The organism is Vibrio owensii CAIM 1854 = LMG 25443 (genome assembly GCF_000817815.1).
Lineage (GTDB): Bacteria > Pseudomonadota > Gammaproteobacteria > Enterobacterales > Vibrionaceae > Vibrio > Vibrio owensii.
In genome coordinates this window covers 35844-52685 of sequence record NZ_JPRD01000035.1, presented here as the reverse complement: position 1 = coordinate 52685, position 16842 = coordinate 35844, and the positions used below count along the sequence as shown (strand labels likewise).

The following is a 16842-nucleotide window of genomic DNA, read 5'->3' as shown; positions in this document are numbered from 1 at the left end:
GGTGGTTTAGGGTTGAAAATAAAAAAAGAGAAAAGCACGGGCTTTTCTCTTTCCTATTTTGTCGTTGTGTCACGTCGGAGTTATACGATTTCCCAGCTGTGAGTCATCTCAACGCCTTCACCCAACATTAGACATACTGAGCAGTATTTTTCTAATGAGTCCGCCGCCACTTTAGCAACGATTTCTGGGTCTAGTGCTTCACCAGAGACTTCAAAGTGAATGTTCACCTGAGTGAAGATACGTGGAGCCGTTTCACGACGTTCCGTGGTGAGTTTCGCGTTGACAGAAGCCACTTTCTGGCCCGCTGATTTTAGACCATCAACAACGTCCACAGAGCTACAACCACCAGCAGCCATCAACACCATTTCCATTGGGCTTGGTGCCGTTGCACCGCCATTGCCATCCATCACGACTGAGTGACCAGATTGAGACTGACCAAGGAATTTAAAGTCTTCGACCCATTTTACTTCTGCTTGCATGGTTTCCCTCATTATTGCTTTTGCCTCATCGGAAACCTTCTACCAATGAGCGCTTGTTTCGTGCCGTTACTGTAGCCCTGTTGTGAGAAAGGGCAAAGAATTTTTCGTAATCACTGCAATTTTTTCGCTCTTACTTCTGTCTTCTTACGTAACATTCATTGAGAAAAATGACGTTTGAGGAAGTTATGAAGAAAGTATCTAAGCTATTGGTGGGATTCTCATTCACACTCCCTGTACTGTTCATCTTGCTAAGTAAAACAGGTACCGCCGATACCATGGATAAGATGAACGCATCTGGTAAAACTGACATCGCAACACTTGCAGGTGGCTGCTTCTGGTGTACCGAATCGGATTTAGAGCAATTGCCTGGCGTGTTAGACGTTGTCTCTGGTTACTCAGGCGGTGATTTAGAGAATCCAACTTATCGACAAGTCTCTTCTGGTAAATCAGGCCATATTGAAGTGATTGAGGTGAAGTACGATCCTGCTGTCGTGAACTACGAACAAGTGTTGGACTACTTTTTCCGCCATATCGACCCGACTGACGACAAAGGCTCATTCGTCGACCGTGGCCCCCAATACCGCCCAGCGATCTTCTATCATAACGCCGAGCAAAAACAGATTGCTGAGCAATTTATGATGGAAATCGACAAGGCGATGATCTATCCAAAACCGTTGAAAACAGAACTGATCGAGTTTGAAAAGTTCTACCCTGCGGAGTCGTACCATCAGGATTACTACAAGAAGAGTAGCCTGAAGTACAAATACTACCGCTACGCATCAGGTCGCGATAAATATCTTGATGAAGTGTTTGGTGAAGATCGTAAAGACAACCCAAAAACACTGCGTGAACTTATCAACGAAAAAGAATTGGTGACAAAGGTGAAGGTATACGAGAAACCTTCAGACAAAGAAATCAAAGCTAAATTGACTGAGCTTCAATACTACGTGACACAAGAAGAAGGTACGGAGCGTCCTTTTAACAACAAGTATTGGGATAACAAAGAAGCAGGCATTTACGTTGATATCGTCACTGGTGAGCCTTTGTTCTCATCAACGGATAAGTACAAATCTGGCACAGGTTGGCCAAGCTTTACGAGACCAATTAACCCAGGCTACATCGTAGAGAAAACCGACTTCAAACTGGTTTATCCGCGCACAGAAATCCGCAGTAAGTTTGGTGATTCGCATATTGGCCATGTATTTAAAGATGGTCCTAAGCCAACGGGATTACGTTACTGCATGAACTCAGCTGCAATGGAGTTTGTACCAGTGAACAAGATGGCGAGTTTAGGCTACGGCGATTACCTGTACCTATTTGATAAGTAGCTAGTTTTAACCAAATTAGGAGTGAACATTCAGCGCGATGAAAGGTTTTAAATCCAACCTTCCCATGAAAGTCTGTCCGGTCTGTCAGCGTCCATTTTCTTGGAGAAAGAAGTGGGCGCGAAATTGGGAGGAAATCGTTTATTGTTCTGAGCGTTGCCGAAGAAATAAATCAACGAAAACGTAGGTCACTCCGAACCTCTCTGGAGAACGCTATTTCCTTTGTATTAACGTTTGTACGCGTTCTCTTACCAAGGCAATAACGTCCCATCATAAGCCCAAAACGCCCCGCTCTCTTGCGGGGTTGCTTTTTCTATCAAGCCTAATAAATCCTTGGCGACTCGCTCCGGTGTAAACAGCTTTCCCTCTGGCACATTGGTTTGAAAAGGTGCCGACAAAGCGGTGTCCGTGGTGCCTGGGTGAAGTGAAAGCACCGTGCCATGTTTGACCATTCTTTGCCATTCGATCGACATGGTTTTGAGAAACATGTTTAATGCGGCTTTCGATGCACGATAGCTGTACCAACCACCTAACTGATTATCGCTAATGCTGCCAACTTTGGCTGAAATGGTCGCAAACTTGGGTGCAGTACTGCGTTTTAGCTTGGGCGTGAAGTATTTCGCCAACAGTAAACTTGGCAAAGTATTAACCATGATGGTTTGCTGAAAAAAGTCTGCGTCGAGCGAATTAAGATTCTTCTCAGGGCCTTTTTCTTGGGTGTGCAACATACCAACGCAGTTCACCAACCAATCGACGTGTTCAATATGCTCACTGAACGCTTTTACCTCCCCTTCTTGCGATACATCCACTTGATGCCAAACGACATTTGGGTGTTGCCAATCAGGTCTCTGGTTACGATAGGTAGCATGCACTCGGGCTTGGGGGAAAAGAGCGGCGGCTTCTTGCACCATCGCCAAACCAATTCCACCATTGCCACCGATGATGAGTATTTCCATCACAAGTTCTCCACGTTTTCTATGTAATGCTCTGCGGTATCGAGTATCGCTTGGCGTTGCTGTTCTTCCATGTTGTCCCAAGAGCGGAAAATCATCCCGATTCGTGGATTGGTTGCGAGACGCTTGTCGTGCTTGTTCATAAAGCGCCAATACAAGCTGTTAAACGGACACGAACCTTCTCCACTGCGCGATTTATTGTCGTAATGGCAGCCCTTGCAGTAGTCGCTCATCTTGTTGATGTAAGAGCCACTCGCTGCGTAAGGTTTGGTGCCAACAATGCCGTCATCCGCAAACAACGCCATGCCACGAGTGTTTGGCATTTCTACCCACTCAATTGCATCCACATAGATACCGAGATACCACTCATCCACTTGATCTGGGTCGATTTCGGTTAGCAAACAAAAATTACCAGTCACCATTAAACGTTGGATGTGGTGTGCGTAGGCATAATCGAGAGACTGACTAATCGCATTGCGCATACAGGCCATTTTGGTTTCGCCATTCCAGAAGAAGTCTGGCAACTTTCTTTCTGCGCTCAACTCGTTCTTTTTCGGGTAATGAGGCATATTCGCCCAGTAGACGCATCGGATATACTCTCGCCATCCTAAGATTTGGCGAATAAACCCTTCGACTTGAGAAATGTCGATATCTGCGTTGGAGTGAAATGCCTTGAGTGATGCATCAATGACTTCTCTCGGGCGCAGCAATTTGCTGTTGAGCGAGAATGAAATTCGGCTGTGATACAAACTCCACTTAGCATCGTGCTGACCTGTCATGGCGTCTTGAAAACGTCCGAATAACGGCAAACAGACTTGGCAGAAATGCGCGAGTAAAGAGAGGCTTTGCGCGCGATTAATCGGCCACAACAAGTCCCCTTCAAGATTTCCGATGGTTTTGATGTCATGTTTTGCCAACCGCTCAGTAATATTGCGCACGTCGGTACTGAACATCAAAGGTTGTGGCAGTTGTTCAATGTCTTTGGCTTTGAGCTTGTTACGGTTGTTGGCATCGTAATTCCATTTTCCGCCGACGGGTTTTCCGTCTTGCATCAAGATGTCGAAGCGCTTTCGCATCCGGCGATAAAAGTGCTCCATCATGATGTGTTTGCCTTGAGGAAACTGCGATTCTATTTCTTCAAACGGCAACAAAAAGTGTTCCGAATCGACACAACGCGTCACGACCCCGTCAAGCTTTAGTTTGGCTAACTGCTCTAGTAAACGGTATTCATCGGGGCGTTGATATTCAAACTTACTTGCACCAACTTCGCTCACGTAGTGTTGCAAGACTTGCTCAAGATCGTCGAAAGATTGTGTGTCATCCAGTGTGAGATGCAAAACTTGGTGCCCCTCACTCTGACGCTCTTTCGCAAACTGTTCCATTGCAGAAAAGAACGCACACACTTTCTGAATATGGTGCGTGACGTAAGTATTCTCTTGCTTGAGCTCCGCAATCAGGTAAAGCACTTGCTCATCCGGTTGCTGAAACCAAGAGTGCTCACTGTTAAGTTGATCGCCCAAGATCAATCGTACGGTTTCAAATTGCATGACGGTTTCTCCGGTGACGAAGCTTTGTCACTGCTGCCCATCACAATCGGCCAATCGACCATGTCTACACTATCCAAATGCGCACCAACACAACGACCTTGCCAACTATCGATAAACTCCATGTGCGGATCGTACATTTCGGTTTGCTTTTCGAGGTTGAATTGTCGTGAACCACGCGGATCAGCACCAACGCCTGCTAAGTATTGCCAGTTTCCCCAGTTCGATGCCACATCGTAATCAACCAGTTGTGACTCAAAGTACGCCGCGCCATAACGCCAATCGAGGCCAAGCTCATGCACTAAACAACTGGCGACTAACTGTCTGCCACGATTCGACATATAACCGGTTTCATTAAGCTGGTGCATACACGCGTTCACGATGGGAAATGGCGTTTCACCTTTCTTCCATTGTTGAAAACGGTGCGCATAAAAGCTGGTGAGTGGTGCTTGATTTTGGATGCCACCGAATCGGAACAGCTGCCGCTTGTATCGACGGGCATACCAATAAAAGTATTCACGCCAAAGCAGTTCGAAGTAAATCCAATAGGTTGAATCATTTGCACCGTTCGCGGCTTCATAACGTTTAAGCAAGGCATAAATGGTTTTCGGAGAAAGACACCCATGAGCTAACCAAGGAGAGAATTTGGTGGAGTAATCCATGCCATCTAAACCGTTGCGCGTTTGTTTGTATTCACTTGCTAGTTTTGAAGCAAAATACTGACGACAATGTTCAAGCCCTGCTCGCTCACCACCAGTAAACAGGCTTGGCTGGACATCACGGGTCAAACTCAACGTCGGCAGTGCGAGTCCATCTGGCAGTGGAGGCAACGTTGTTACAGCTTCTACAGGTTCGGTTAGAACAAGTTTCTCAACCTTTTTTCGGAACTTGGTGAAGGTATCAGGAAGCGCTTCAAGCTCAAACGGTAAATCTTCAACAGAAAACAAGCTACGTACTTCACTCTGAATAACCACTAAATGGGGCGCTTCTGCCTGAATCTTATCGACCACATCTTGCTCATCTGATCCAGCAACCGTATCCACATAGAGGTGCGTCACGCCAAGTTTGTCAGCAGCGTGCTTGATCGCTTGGTATGGATGTAAGTCAACAACCTGCAAACGCTGATTAAGTGCGTTCAAAGACAAATTTAGGCAATGTAGCGATTCATCCAAAAACTGCTGTTTGGCAAACCCGAACTCCGGCTCTTGTGCGTATTGCTTTAGATAGGAGGACACCTTTGGATAGCTGTATATGCAGATAAGCAAATCAACTTCTGCAGAAGCTCTTAGTAGGAGCGGATTGTCGTGCAATCTTAAATCGTTGGTAAACCAGTACAGTCCGATTGTTTTGTTCAAAAGAAGCTCCTTTTGACTCTTTTCTATTGCGCACATGCCAGTTTTTACGCATCTTCGTTGGTCACGATCAGCGCGCCATCGACATTGCTCAAAACTCCATCAAACAAACCTCTTTAGTAAACAGAATGTTACGGATAATTTTATCAAATTTAATAATCAAACCTTACATTCATGAAACTGTTTGATTATTTGCTCATTTTTTTTAAGAAAACCAAGCAAAAATGACAAAAATTAAAGCGATATTGTTTTATATCCGTTACCCTTAGCCTAATTCCATTTTGCTTGTAACACCGCAGAAATGACCGACGAATTTAAGAAATCAACCGCGAATCTAAAAAAAGCGGTGCCACTAATGATAAAGAACCACGTAGCGGCGACACCTGCCAACTACGCGCTGTGGTACACCTACGTAGACAAGACGATCCCAGAACTAAACCAAGAGTTAGATATGGTTCTGGAGAATTATGACGTCTGTCCACCTGCTATGCATAAGCAGCTCTACAACAACTATGTGGCGAGCAAAGCTGAAACCAGCTTAGAAGAGCTCAAAACGAACGTCGAAGTGCTATTGGGTGAAGTCTCTAGTTCAATGAGTGACACCATTACGGATACTTCATCCTTCTCAGACATGGTGGACAAGAGCTTCAACAAACTAGAAAAAGTTGAAGATAACAGCCTAAGCATCGAAGAAGTGATGAATGTTGTTCGTCAGCTTGTCGTTGAATCCCGCGAGATCCGCCATTCCACCAAATTCCTAAATAGCCAACTCACCACGGCCAGTGAAGAGATTTCCCGTCTTAAAAACCAGCTTGCTGAAGTACAAAAAGACGCGCTGTTTGATGGCCTGTCAAACCTGTACAACCGCCGTGCTTTCGATAACGACCTGCAAATGCTGATCGACAGTAACCAAGCAATGACCTTGGTGATGTTAGATATTGATCACTTCAAAGCATTTAACGACAACTACGGCCATTTGTTTGGCGATACGGTGATTAAAGCCATTGCACGCCGTCTGCAACAAAGCTGCCGTGATGGTATCAGCGCTTATCGTTTTGGTGGTGAAGAGTTCGCCGTTATTATCCCGAATAAGTCGCTACGTATTGCGCGCCAATACGCAGACACTTTGCGTCGAATGATTGAGAAGCTTCGTGTCCGTGACAAACGCTCTGGCACTCAAGTGCAAAGCATTACCGCATCGTTTGGTGTTGCGGAGTTTGAAGTGGGTGATACGCCAGAGAGCTTCGTGAACAAAGCGGATAAACAGCTCTACGAAGCAAAACAGCTGGGTCGCAACCGCGTGATGCCGCTGTAACGCCAGTAAAGCAACTAGCGAAACCAATTCACACAGGCTAAAAATATAAACAAAACCCCAAGCGCTTGCTTGGGGTTTTGTCTTTCCTGGGCTGGCTTGTTATTTGTTTCTTAAATCATTAATCAATGCTGTAGCAGTAGCTTAAGAAGTAATCATCGCCGTTCTTCGCGGTGTATTCTTTGTCTTCACTGCATGCCATTGGTTTACCTTTCTTATCGCCTTTGATTAGGCTGATCCAGTGGCGCATCGCAGTTGGTGCATTGCCGGTTAGTTCAGGGCTAAAGGTGGTGCGTGTTTCCAATTGGATATCGTCGATGTCCATCAACTCCACACAACCTGTGCCTTTGTGACAACCAAACATCACTTCTGCGTGGCTACCTGATTCGTCTTTAAACAGAATCGATTTAGGGTCTTCTTTCTCACCCGTGTACGCTACAAAATGCTTTGGGCTTTTAAGACCGCTGTGAGTGCCGTCTTTGAAGTAAGCCATTACATGGCGGTAGTCGATCACGTAGCTTGATACGTCTTGGTGAGAACCGTTCTCCAATGGGAACATACGGTCTAGTAGTTGCTTCGCCTTAACTTGTTTCTCGCTCTGCTGCTCAGCACTTACCGCCTCGACGGCAAATACGGCTTCAGCGATAAATGGGCGTTCTTGTTGTTGGATGTCTTTTTTATCGAAATTCAGCATATTCATCGTCGTTTCCTCGCACTTAAACACTCTTCCTAGAGTAAAAACTTAAAACTTCCGTTTAAGTTTCAGGCAAATCTGTGAAGTGGATGGTTAATTTCCTTGCCTGCTCATTATGTAGACTAGCGAAATTTTGACTACAATTTCACAACAAAAATTTTACAATGTGAATTTTACAAAATGTCTGTGTCAAAAAGTCTTATCCGCCAATCACACTTCTTAGGGACGAAAATTCGTAACCTAAGGAAGAATAACCATTTAACGATGGAAGATTTGTCTGCGCGTTGCGTTAGGATCAATCCTGAATACGCGCCGTCGGTTTCTTATCTGTCGATGATCGAACGTGGAAAACGCGTACCGAGCATTGATATGTTGGAAGTGATCGCCGAAGTTTTCCAAAAAGAACCCGCTTGGTTTTTGGACGATGAGCCAGAGCTCGAAGCCATCACGCCCAACAAAGGTAATCGTGGCGGCATTAACGGGATGGCGCTCGAACCTAGCTTCCTGTTCTCTAACGATATCCTGCAAATCGCGATACCAGAGATGCTCTCCCAAACTGGTATCACTGGGCGTCAATTTGCTCATCTATTGATTCGAGCACACCAAGAAAACCACCAAAACCACTTCCCAGACTTAGAACGGGCAGCGGAAGAAGTGGGCTTAAAGCGACTTAATCTGTCAGTGGAAGATCTGATCGACATTGCGAAAAGCATGGGGTTGGATATTCGCTGGGTAGACCGAGCACCACAAGATGTGATTGATGAGCTTGGCGTGAGTGCAAAGCAGTTGATCACGTCGTTTATGGAAGCGCCGGGGACGATTTACCTCAACAAACGCATGCGTGATTACCCAACACGTTTGAAGTACGACTTAGCGGTCTACATCGGCCATCGAGTGCTGCACAGCAGTGATGGTATGAGTAACGTGCTGTCTATTGGGCATCAGAACAACTGGGAGCAAAGTGGTTCGCAGGTTTCGAACTCTGAGCTCAACTCACAAGACATTCTGCAAGCATGGCGCGATTTTGAGTCGAGTTTCTTTGCTGGTGCCTTGTTGTGTCCTAAAGTGCCATTTCGCCAGTTGCTTGACCGCTCTGGCTATGAAATCGATGTTCATAAAAAAGCCGGCGTTTCCCCTTCGGTCGCAATGCGTCGCATGACGGTGGTGTCACCCTACCCACACTGGCATTACTTCGATGCTTATGGGCCAGGCAAACTCAAAGCCGTGTATCGCGGTAATGGTATCCCGCTTCCTTGGGGTAACATGCGCAAAGTAAACGACCCTTGTCAGCATTGGGCGGTATTCCGTCGCTTGTCCCAACCACTGGATACCAGTTCTGCGCAAATTTCGATTCTTAATGTCGGTAATGAGCCGCGCATCTACTGCTGTGAATCGGTCAACGTCTTCGACCCAGCCGGTAACAATCGTGTTCTGTGTGCAGGTATAGACCTCAACCCTGCGATTTCAGCCCAAGGTGGCGATGCTATTGCGATTGCAGAAGAGTTGAAGTCTTTATGTGTATCGTCAGGCGGTAGTACTGTGATTCCTCAGCACATTAAGAAAGATCTCACCACGATAGCTAAGATACTCAACATCAACTGGATTGAACGTGGGATTCAAACTCAAGCTCGTTTGATTTGTTCGAGAGGTGCGGTATGTCCAAGACAGCCAAGCTGTTACAACAAATGTGGCGATTCAGGGGAAACGGGCGATGAGGTGCAAATTCTTGACCTCTAGAAAGAAAAAACGCCAATCACAATAAAGGTGATTGGCGGTATATATCTGTGAACAATGTGTATTCACTAACAACGTCAGTTGGCTAGGTGACCCTCGGCTTAATAAGGGTCACTCTGTATAAAGCACGATGCGTGCCAACTTTTAAAACTCCGTTTTTTCTTCGATCTTGATGCATATTGGTGCTTTATTGAGCACACATTTTGCAAATCGCAGTTGCAAAATGCAAATCAATGCAAAATATGCTACTGCACACATTGCTACTAATCCCTTTATCAGCAAATCAGCGTTTAAATAAGAAAGACTGTCAAAATGAAAAAGCCCCGTAGGTATACGAGGCTCTAACTGTCTGTATTCTAACGTTGCATTTCACTTATAGACGTTGCTTTGCAAGCCTACTTTGTTTAAAACGCTACCCTCCATAGTGTTTTTGTTGATACATACGCTCGTCTGCGATTTTCATCATCTGCTGCGGTGAGGTCATTTCTGGGTCGAACATGGCGTACCCCATACTGGTTCGTAAATAGATCAACTCTTCCTCATAGATAACTGGCGTTGAGCACAATGCAAATCTCAGTTTCTTCAACAAGGCTTGAATGTTCTCTTCCGTCTTTGGATTGTGTACAACCACCAAGAACTCATCACCGCCCATCCGCGCCACGATGTCAGATCGACGCAGACTACTTTTGATCCTCTCCGCACACGCCACCAGCACTTTATCACCCGCATCATGGCCATAGGTATCATTAATGTGTTTGAAATGGTCGAGATCGATGTTGATCAAAGCGAAGCTGTAACGCTTTTTGTAGCGCTTCGCAATTTCGAACTGTTGCTTGTATGACTGCATAAAGTAGCGTCGATTTGGCAATTGCGTTAGCTCATCGTGCAACGCTCGGCTATCGGCGACGATGTATAAGCGATAAATCACAATCAACGCAATACTCATCGCTAACACGATGGGATAACCGACTAAGCGAGCCAATTGTAAAATATACCAAGGCACTTGCTGCTCTAACCGGTCATCCGAGTAAACGGCGAGGCTCCATCCTCCGTATGGGAAGTGAACCTGCTCTTTTGCGTATATTTGCCCGCTTTTGCTTGGCTTGCCGAAAAACACATCACCGAATTCACCTCCACTGTCGTAACCGCTGATAGTCATGTGATAGCGGTAAGAGAAATCAATCACACCGGTTTCACGGAGCAAGCTATCAAAGTCAATAACAGCGCTGATCACCCCCCAATAATCATCATTGAAAGGCGGATCTCGAAAAACAGGCACTCGCACAATCAGCCCTAACCCGCCTTGCACCAACTTAACTGGTCCCGCTATGAATATCTCTTCAATGTCTTTGGCCTTTTGTACTTGGACCCACTGTTCAGGGACGGTGCGATAATCGAGACCTAAAACGCTCTCATTGCCTTGAAGAGGAAAGAGGTAACGAACGATGTCGTTTTCCGCGATGCCAATAACGGAAATGCGCTTACTCTTGTTCAGGATACGGTTAACCGCGATATTCAGCTTGCGCTCTTCTTCGTTGGGTAGCAAAGTGATGAGAGTGGCAAGTGTGCTCGCGTTGTAGATGTCAGCCATGAGTTCCGCTTCCAAATTGGAACGGAGAATGGAAAGTTGTTCTTTGGCCTCAACTTGAACTCGCTCTTGATGGAGGTTTTGCTGGTTTCGGTGCAACAGCTCGATAACCCCAACAGACAAGGCAAAAAAAGTGAGGAAGAACAATGCAAAATAACACTGTTTTCTGGGTGAATAACGCATTTGTTCCCCACTAGCTCGTAGCGATTCGCCACGAAGCGTTATATTTATTGTTAAAATACTTATTTAATTTAAGAATAACCAATACTTATCGGAAAGGTAATAAATATCGAACCTTTTTATAAATGAGACAGGTAAAGTGAGATGCAAGTACAAGGTGATTTATTTAAAAGCTCATTTTGGCAAGAAGTAGCACAGGGCAAGATCTACTATGATCCTAACTTTCTGAGTCAATTAGACGCTGATCGCTACTTTTCGCAACTCCACTCCACCTTACCTTGGCAACAAGAAAGCATCATGATGTTTGGTCGTTCTGTCTTGCAACCTCGCTTGCAAGCTTGGCATGGCGATGTGGATTACACCTATTCAGGATTAACCATGGCACCACATCCTTGGACTCCTGAACTGACCGAATTAAAAGCGCGCAGTGAGGCCATCGCTGAAGTGCAGTTCAACTCAGTATTAGCCAACTTATATCGCAATGGACAAGACTCCATGGGATGGCACCAAGACAACGAGCCAGAACTAGGGAAAAATCCTGTTATCGCATCGATTAACCTCGGTGAAACCCGTCGATTTTTACTGCGAAATTTACATTGTAAAACCCAAATAGAATATGAACTTAGCCATGGTTCCTTACTTATTATGGCAGGTGAGCTTCAGCACCACTGGAAGCATGCAGTGCCAAAAACAGCCAAACCAAAAGGCGAACGTATTAATCTGACTTTCCGCCATATCGTGACCAACTATTGACTGAGTTATTACATAGCAAATAAGCATTGATGGTAGGTTTGAATTCTAGCTTTCTAACGGAATGTGTTTATGCGTATCAAACCTCTCAGCTTAGCCGTGTTGCTTTCATGCTCACTGGCTTTCCAAGTGCAAGCCGCGCAAGAGTCTCCTGTTTTGACCTATTCACAATCCGCTCAGTTAATTAAAGATACCTATGAATCGCGGCTCTACACACTACCTGCGTTTCGTGAAGGGCACTTTGGCCTTCGAATGTATCGCCAAACCTTAGATGACAAATACCTTCCAGCCGTTTGGACAGACATGGCACAAGTCGCCAGTCGCCTGAACCATTTTGCCAGCGATGTCACCACTCAAGAACAGATCTTCCTCTATTCAGAAGAGCGCCTCGCGAATTACCACGACCAAGAAGATGAAAGGGGTCAGCGCCGCTATACCGTGACCAAGCATCAGCCAGAATATTTTTATTTAGGTGTGGATTTGCTAGGGGCAATGGCCAGAGCAGATGAATATGGCCTAAAACACAAGCAAGATAAGACCTTGAGAAGTGTCTTGCGCCGCTATGATTTCTCTCGATACGCCACTGATCCAGAGATGATTGAAGCATGGGCTGCGCAGTTAGCGAATCAGGTGTATTGGTTACGGCAACTTGGAGAGCAAGATGTGGTGGCTCAGTTTACTAAAGCCTTCCGTAGCACGTATCCTGATAGCCAAGACAAGAAGCTGTCGCCTCAGCAATACAGCAACAAAATTTATGGCATGACGCACATCATCTTTGGCGATTCTCAATACTACCAAAAGCAGGTGAATGAAGCGGATCATCAATGGATTTATGACTACTTTCGCGACAACATCGACACCATCATCCTGCGTTCAAAAGAAGACGTGATAGCGGAGGTTGGGATTACTTTCTTGTTGGCTGGTTTGGATGACGATCCAGTGGTTGATAAAACACGTCAGGCGATTCAAGGCGCCATCAATACCGAACAAGGCATGATTCCCTCTGTAGAAGGCGATTACGATCTAAAATACGGAGAACACCGCAACGTACTGGCGATTATGCTGCTTGATTGGCAAGGTGTGCATCAAGCACCGACAGTGAAAAACCAGCCTTACGCCTTTGAATCCCTGCCTTATGGTCTCATGCCAAAGAAGACCGAACAGTCGCGATAAACGAACAACAGTAATAAATAAAAAGCAGAGTGGTTAACTCTGCTTTTTTGTTACCTGCTCGTAGCGTACTAAGCGAAAGTCCTGAAACCCTTGCATGACGCTTAAGATCATCGGATTCTCAAAAAACTGCTCACTGGTCCCTGCATAAAACGTGACGCTGTGGCTATAACAACACTTCTCTAAAAAGCAGTCTTCCATAAACTGATTCAAACTGTGGTCTCGGATCGGGAAGTAAACCGTCAAACCTTTACTGATTTCAGCAATATGGGAAAGCAATGCCGTTCGGATGGTTTTAGTGAGGAACACCACACTCACCAGATAAATCGCGTTCTGCTTTTGTTCATAAAGAATGTGCCCCACCAGCATTTTTTTGTAGTAGAAGCAAAATACCTTTGGTTGCGTGAGATGCAGAGCGTCTAATGTATCCGTCACCGCACTGCCGTTTTGCCGATGATGTGACTCACAAATCAACTGTTTGTCATCTTCGTCCAGCTTTTCAAAAGCGACATGGCTACGATGAGTAATCTCATAATCGTACACAGTGCTTAAGTTCTGAAAATTCACCGGATGTTGCAGTGCCTTCTTGACGCTTTTTAGCTCTTGCTCATCATAATGATAGGGCTGTTGAAAGAAGTGAGCGATACCTAGGCGACGTAACAGTGTCGGTTCTATTCGCCCCCTTTCCCACTGACTGAGTGTGGCTTGATTCAAACTTGAAAACACACGATGAGCGGAAGAAAGTAACTCGGCCAAGGCATCTTGCGAATATTTAGATTTTTTCCTGAAATGTTTTAGTGCATCTGCAAAATGAGCGCGTTCAAACTGCATGCTCTCTCCTAGCCAACTTATTGTAATTTAGAATTTTATTTATCTTTATAAATTAGAATAGACAACAAATTGTCTTTTGGTAGAACCTTCTTTAGAAACCACCATACCTTTATTAGAAAGTGTTGGCTGTAACGCCTTCGGGGTAATTCTCGTGCAGAGGCGCAAGTTCACTTTCAAACCCGACGCGACTGCCCCTTGGGATCACCACAAGTCCCCCCTCGGTAATGAAGAATTGCTTACTGTCTTTTTCCGGCTTTTCTCCAATGACCGTGCCCGGAGCAATATGAACATCCTCTTCAATGATTGCACGGGTAATTCGGCTATTCGCCCCAACTTGGCAGCGCCCCATAAGCACCGCTTCATGCAGGATACTGTTTCTGCCCAAGTCACAGTCAACACCAATCACTGAGCGGATAGAACAAGCCCCTTCAATGTTGCACCCTGACGCGATGTAACTGTCTTTAATGCGCACTTTAATGCCGTCAATTTCATTGCGTTGACAAGGTCTATCTGACTGCGCTTTTTCACTTAATAGCGGCTCTGATTGAGATTTTTTCAAACGGTGGTTTTCCGTCAACAACATCATTTGTGCACGCCAATAGTCGTCAACGTTATTCAATCCATGCCAATACATAGGCGTTTGCTCTGAATAAAGAACTCCGAGATCAAACAACTCAACCTTCACACGACGAGCCATTAGACCAACAATATCCTTAGTCAGATCATGCTGACCATCGAGCTTTTTCGCGTTGGTAAACAATCCCTTTACTAACACTGGACGTTGGAAGAGATAGTTCTCTGTCAGCACCATGGCAAAGCCCGGCTTGTTTGGTATTTCTGCAGGATGTTCTGGTTGATGTTGAATACTCACAACTTGACGTTGAGCATCCAGTTCTACGACATGATATTTCGAGGCTTGCTCGATTGGCACCTGTACGACAACCAAAGTCAGTTCTGCTTTCTGGATTTGGTGGTATTGAAGTAACGAGGCAATGTAGTTGCGATGAATTTGCTCACCACCAACCAACAATACATGCTCATCGGTCGGATGATTAATCGAATCAAGATTCTGCAACAGTACATCGGTCCAATTTTGTTCCAATGCAGGCAAAAGCCGAGTCTGAGGATAAGTAGTTTGAGGATAAGTCGGCTCAAGCAGTTCAATGCGTGCTTGATAGTTTTGCCACGCCTGCTCAATGTGAGTGTTCAACGCAGCACAATGAAAGCGGGTCAAAACCAGATTTCGTTTAACGCCTGCCTGAATCAGATTGCTCAAGGCAAAATCAATCAAACGATGAGATCCCGCAAACTGCGTGACCGATTTACAACATGTTTCTGTGAGAGGCCCTAGCCCTGTCCGCTCTCTATCGGCAAGCACCACCGATACGACTTTTGACGTCACGCTCTTCCTCCTTGTCATATTAACAAATTAGAAAGTAAGCCCAAACCGTACGGCAATACTATTCGATATAAGGAGCAAATGACTCAGAAATGAATAATACAGAGCGATGTACTCTTAAATATTTAACCAACCTCTCATTCGGTAGCCTAATAAAATAAAACCCACCAAATTGGCGGGTTTCATTAAAGTATTTTATGTGCTGGCATTCCTTTATAGCGAGATAAAGATACCCGCCAAACATGCACTCATTAGGTTAGCTAGCGTGCCTGCTGCTACTGCTTTCAAACCCATGTTCGCTACGTCTTTACGACGCTCTGGAGCCATCACACCGATAGAACCAAGTTGAATGGCAATAGAACCGATGTTTGCGAAACCACACAGCGCAAACGTGATGATCACTTGTGTGTGTTCAGTCAGTGTTGCTTTATGTTGTACGAAGTCGATGAATGCCACGAATTCGTTCATTACGATTTTCTGACCGATGTAAGAACCAGCCGCTAGAACTTCGTGACTAGGCACACCAATCAACCAAGCAAGAGGAGCAAATAGGTAGCCAAAGATTGCCTGTAGCGTTATACCCGCAAAGCCGAACATTTCGCCTAGGTTTTCCAGACCGGTGTTCACCATCGCAATCACACTCACAAACGCGATCAGCATTGTACCTACCGCAACCGCGACTTTCATACCGCCCATTGCACCGCTTGCTAGCGCGTCGATCACATTGCTCTCTTCAGACTTGTCCAATTCGATGTTGTTGTAATCGCTAGGTGTTTGACGCTCTGGCACAATGATTTTTGCCATCAACAAGCTACCTGGTGCTGCCATGAAGCTTGCTGCGATTAGGTATTTCAGCTCTACACCTAAACCTGCGTAACCACCTAGAACACTACCCGCTACTGATGCCATACCACCCGCCATTACCGCGAACAGTTCTGAACGAGTCATGTTTTGCAAGAAAGGACGGATAAGAAGTGGCGATTCGCCTTGAGATAGGAAGATGTTACCTGTTGCAACAAGAGATTCTGCTTTGCTGGTACCCAAGAATTTTTGGATTGCACCACCGATAAATTGAATCACTTTTTGCATGATGCCCAAGTAGTAAAGGGCAGAGATAAGAGCGCTGAAGAAGATAATGATAGGAAGAACGCGAACCGCGAAGATGAAGCCAGTAGAAGCAAGGTCACCAAAGAGGAATTTGATGCCTTCATCGGCAAAACTTAATAACCCTGCAACACCACTACTCAAACTCGCCAGTGCAGCTTGCCCCCAAGGGAAATAAAGCACTAAAGCTGCAAAACCCATTTGAAGCAACAATGCTCGAGACACGGTTTTCCAATTGATTGAAGAACGGCTCTCTGACAGCAGGAACGCACAACCTAGTAGTGCAACAATACCAAATAGACTAAATAGAACACTCATGAATCGGACCTACTGAACGTTGAAAAAGAAAGGAGCGCCAAAAGCATTGGCAGAAGAAAGAGACAACGTATCGAGTGACCATGCACTCGCAGATCCAGATTGGAGGAAG

General features: G+C 45.4%; 15 protein-coding genes. 6 read left to right on the top strand and 9 right to left on the bottom strand.

Going from position 1 to position 16842, the window contains the following annotated elements:
* Window positions 1–80: 80 nt before the first annotated feature.
* Window positions 81–479: an OsmC family protein gene (locus H735_RS18695; protein ID WP_005438193.1), complete on the bottom strand. Its 399-nt coding sequence runs from the start codon at window positions 477–479 to the stop codon at window positions 81–83.
* A 185-nt stretch (window positions 480–664) separates the two neighbouring features.
* Between H735_RS18695 and msrB the strand changes: the two genes are divergently transcribed.
* Together msrB and H735_RS30280 are read left to right on the top strand one after the other, a co-directional pair.
* Window positions 665–1807 carry a peptide-methionine (R)-S-oxide reductase MsrB gene (gene msrB, locus H735_RS18690; RefSeq protein WP_027726693.1) on the top strand — a complete coding sequence of 381 codons (1143 nt, stop codon included), beginning with the start codon at window positions 665–667 and terminating at the stop codon, window positions 1805–1807.
* A 37-nt stretch (window positions 1808–1844) separates the two neighbouring features.
* A complete protein-coding gene (locus H735_RS30280; RefSeq protein WP_005374142.1) occupies window positions 1845–1991 on the top strand; it encodes a DUF2256 domain-containing protein in 147 nt (48 codons plus the stop codon).
* A gap of 61 nt (window positions 1992–2052) precedes the next feature.
* Here H735_RS30280 and H735_RS18685 read toward each other — a convergent pair whose 3' ends face one another.
* Genes H735_RS18685 through H735_RS18675 form a run of 3 tightly spaced genes read right to left on the bottom strand, consistent with a single transcriptional unit; the run spans window position 2053 to window position 5656 of the window.
* The gene (locus tag H735_RS18685; RefSeq protein WP_020196202.1) at window positions 2053–2760 is read right to left on the bottom strand and encodes an SDR family oxidoreductase; all 708 of its coding nucleotides are present in this window, start codon (window positions 2758–2760) and stop codon (window positions 2053–2055) included.
* Window positions 2760–4304, bottom strand: coding sequence for a cryptochrome/photolyase family protein (locus H735_RS18680; RefSeq protein WP_020196201.1), 1545 nt, complete (start codon window positions 4302–4304; stop codon window positions 2760–2762). The genes H735_RS18685 and H735_RS18680 overlap by 1 nt, the downstream gene beginning before the upstream one ends.
* The gene (locus H735_RS18675) at window positions 4280–5656 is read right to left on the bottom strand and encodes a DASH family cryptochrome (protein WP_020196200.1); all 1377 of its coding nucleotides are present in this window, start codon (window positions 5654–5656) and stop codon (window positions 4280–4282) included. Before H735_RS18675 ends, H735_RS18680 begins: the two co-directional genes overlap by 25 nt.
* Before the next feature lie 298 nt (window positions 5657–5954).
* Between H735_RS18675 and gefA the strand changes: the two genes are divergently transcribed.
* Window positions 5955–6968 carry a diguanylate cyclase GefA gene (gefA, locus tag H735_RS18670; protein ID WP_020196199.1) on the top strand — a complete coding sequence of 338 codons (1014 nt, stop codon included), beginning with the start codon at window positions 5955–5957 and terminating at the stop codon, window positions 6966–6968.
* 118 nt (window positions 6969–7086) lie between these two features.
* Here gefA and H735_RS18665 read toward each other — a convergent pair whose 3' ends face one another.
* Window positions 7087–7665, bottom strand: coding sequence for an aldolase/citrate lyase/malate synthase family protein (locus H735_RS18665; RefSeq protein WP_005438204.1), 579 nt, complete (start codon window positions 7663–7665; stop codon window positions 7087–7089).
* A 174-nt stretch (window positions 7666–7839) separates the two neighbouring features.
* Here H735_RS18665 and H735_RS18660 point away from each other — a divergent pair, with 174 nt between their 5' ends.
* Window positions 7840–9396, top strand: a complete 1557-nt coding sequence (locus H735_RS18660) for a DUF3612 domain-containing protein (protein ID WP_027726692.1) — start codon at window positions 7840–7842, stop codon at window positions 9394–9396.
* 409 nt (window positions 9397–9805) lie between these two features.
* Here the strand turns inward: H735_RS18660 and H735_RS18655 are convergent, their stop codons facing one another.
* A complete protein-coding gene (locus H735_RS18655; protein ID WP_020196197.1) occupies window positions 9806–11164 on the bottom strand; it encodes a diguanylate cyclase in 1359 nt (452 codons plus the stop codon).
* 141 nt (window positions 11165–11305) lie between these two features.
* Between H735_RS18655 and H735_RS18650 the strand changes: the two genes are divergently transcribed.
* Window positions 11306–11914: an alpha-ketoglutarate-dependent dioxygenase AlkB family protein gene (locus H735_RS18650; protein WP_020196196.1), complete on the top strand. Its 609-nt coding sequence runs from the start codon at window positions 11306–11308 to the stop codon at window positions 11912–11914.
* A gap of 69 nt (window positions 11915–11983) precedes the next feature.
* A complete protein-coding gene (locus tag H735_RS18645; protein ID WP_009705096.1) occupies window positions 11984–13084 on the top strand; it encodes a DUF3541 domain-containing protein in 1101 nt (366 codons plus the stop codon).
* A gap of 33 nt (window positions 13085–13117) precedes the next feature.
* Here H735_RS18645 and H735_RS18640 read toward each other — a convergent pair whose 3' ends face one another.
* From H735_RS18640 to H735_RS18630, 3 genes are all read right to left on the bottom strand, one after another.
* On the bottom strand, window positions 13118–13912 hold the full coding sequence (locus H735_RS18640) for a helix-turn-helix domain-containing protein (RefSeq protein ID WP_009705097.1): 795 nt from the start codon (window positions 13910–13912) through the stop codon (window positions 13118–13120).
* 112 nt (window positions 13913–14024) lie between these two features.
* Complete coding sequence (locus H735_RS18635) at window positions 14025–15314, bottom strand: sugar phosphate nucleotidyltransferase (RefSeq protein ID WP_020196195.1); 1290 nt, start codon at window positions 15312–15314, stop codon at window positions 14025–14027.
* Window positions 15315–15524: 210 nt separating this feature from the next.
* Window positions 15525–16733, bottom strand: coding sequence for a NupC/NupG family nucleoside CNT transporter (locus H735_RS18630; RefSeq protein WP_005438212.1), 1209 nt, complete (start codon window positions 16731–16733; stop codon window positions 15525–15527).
* Between the last annotated feature and the right edge of the window lie 109 nt (window positions 16734–16842).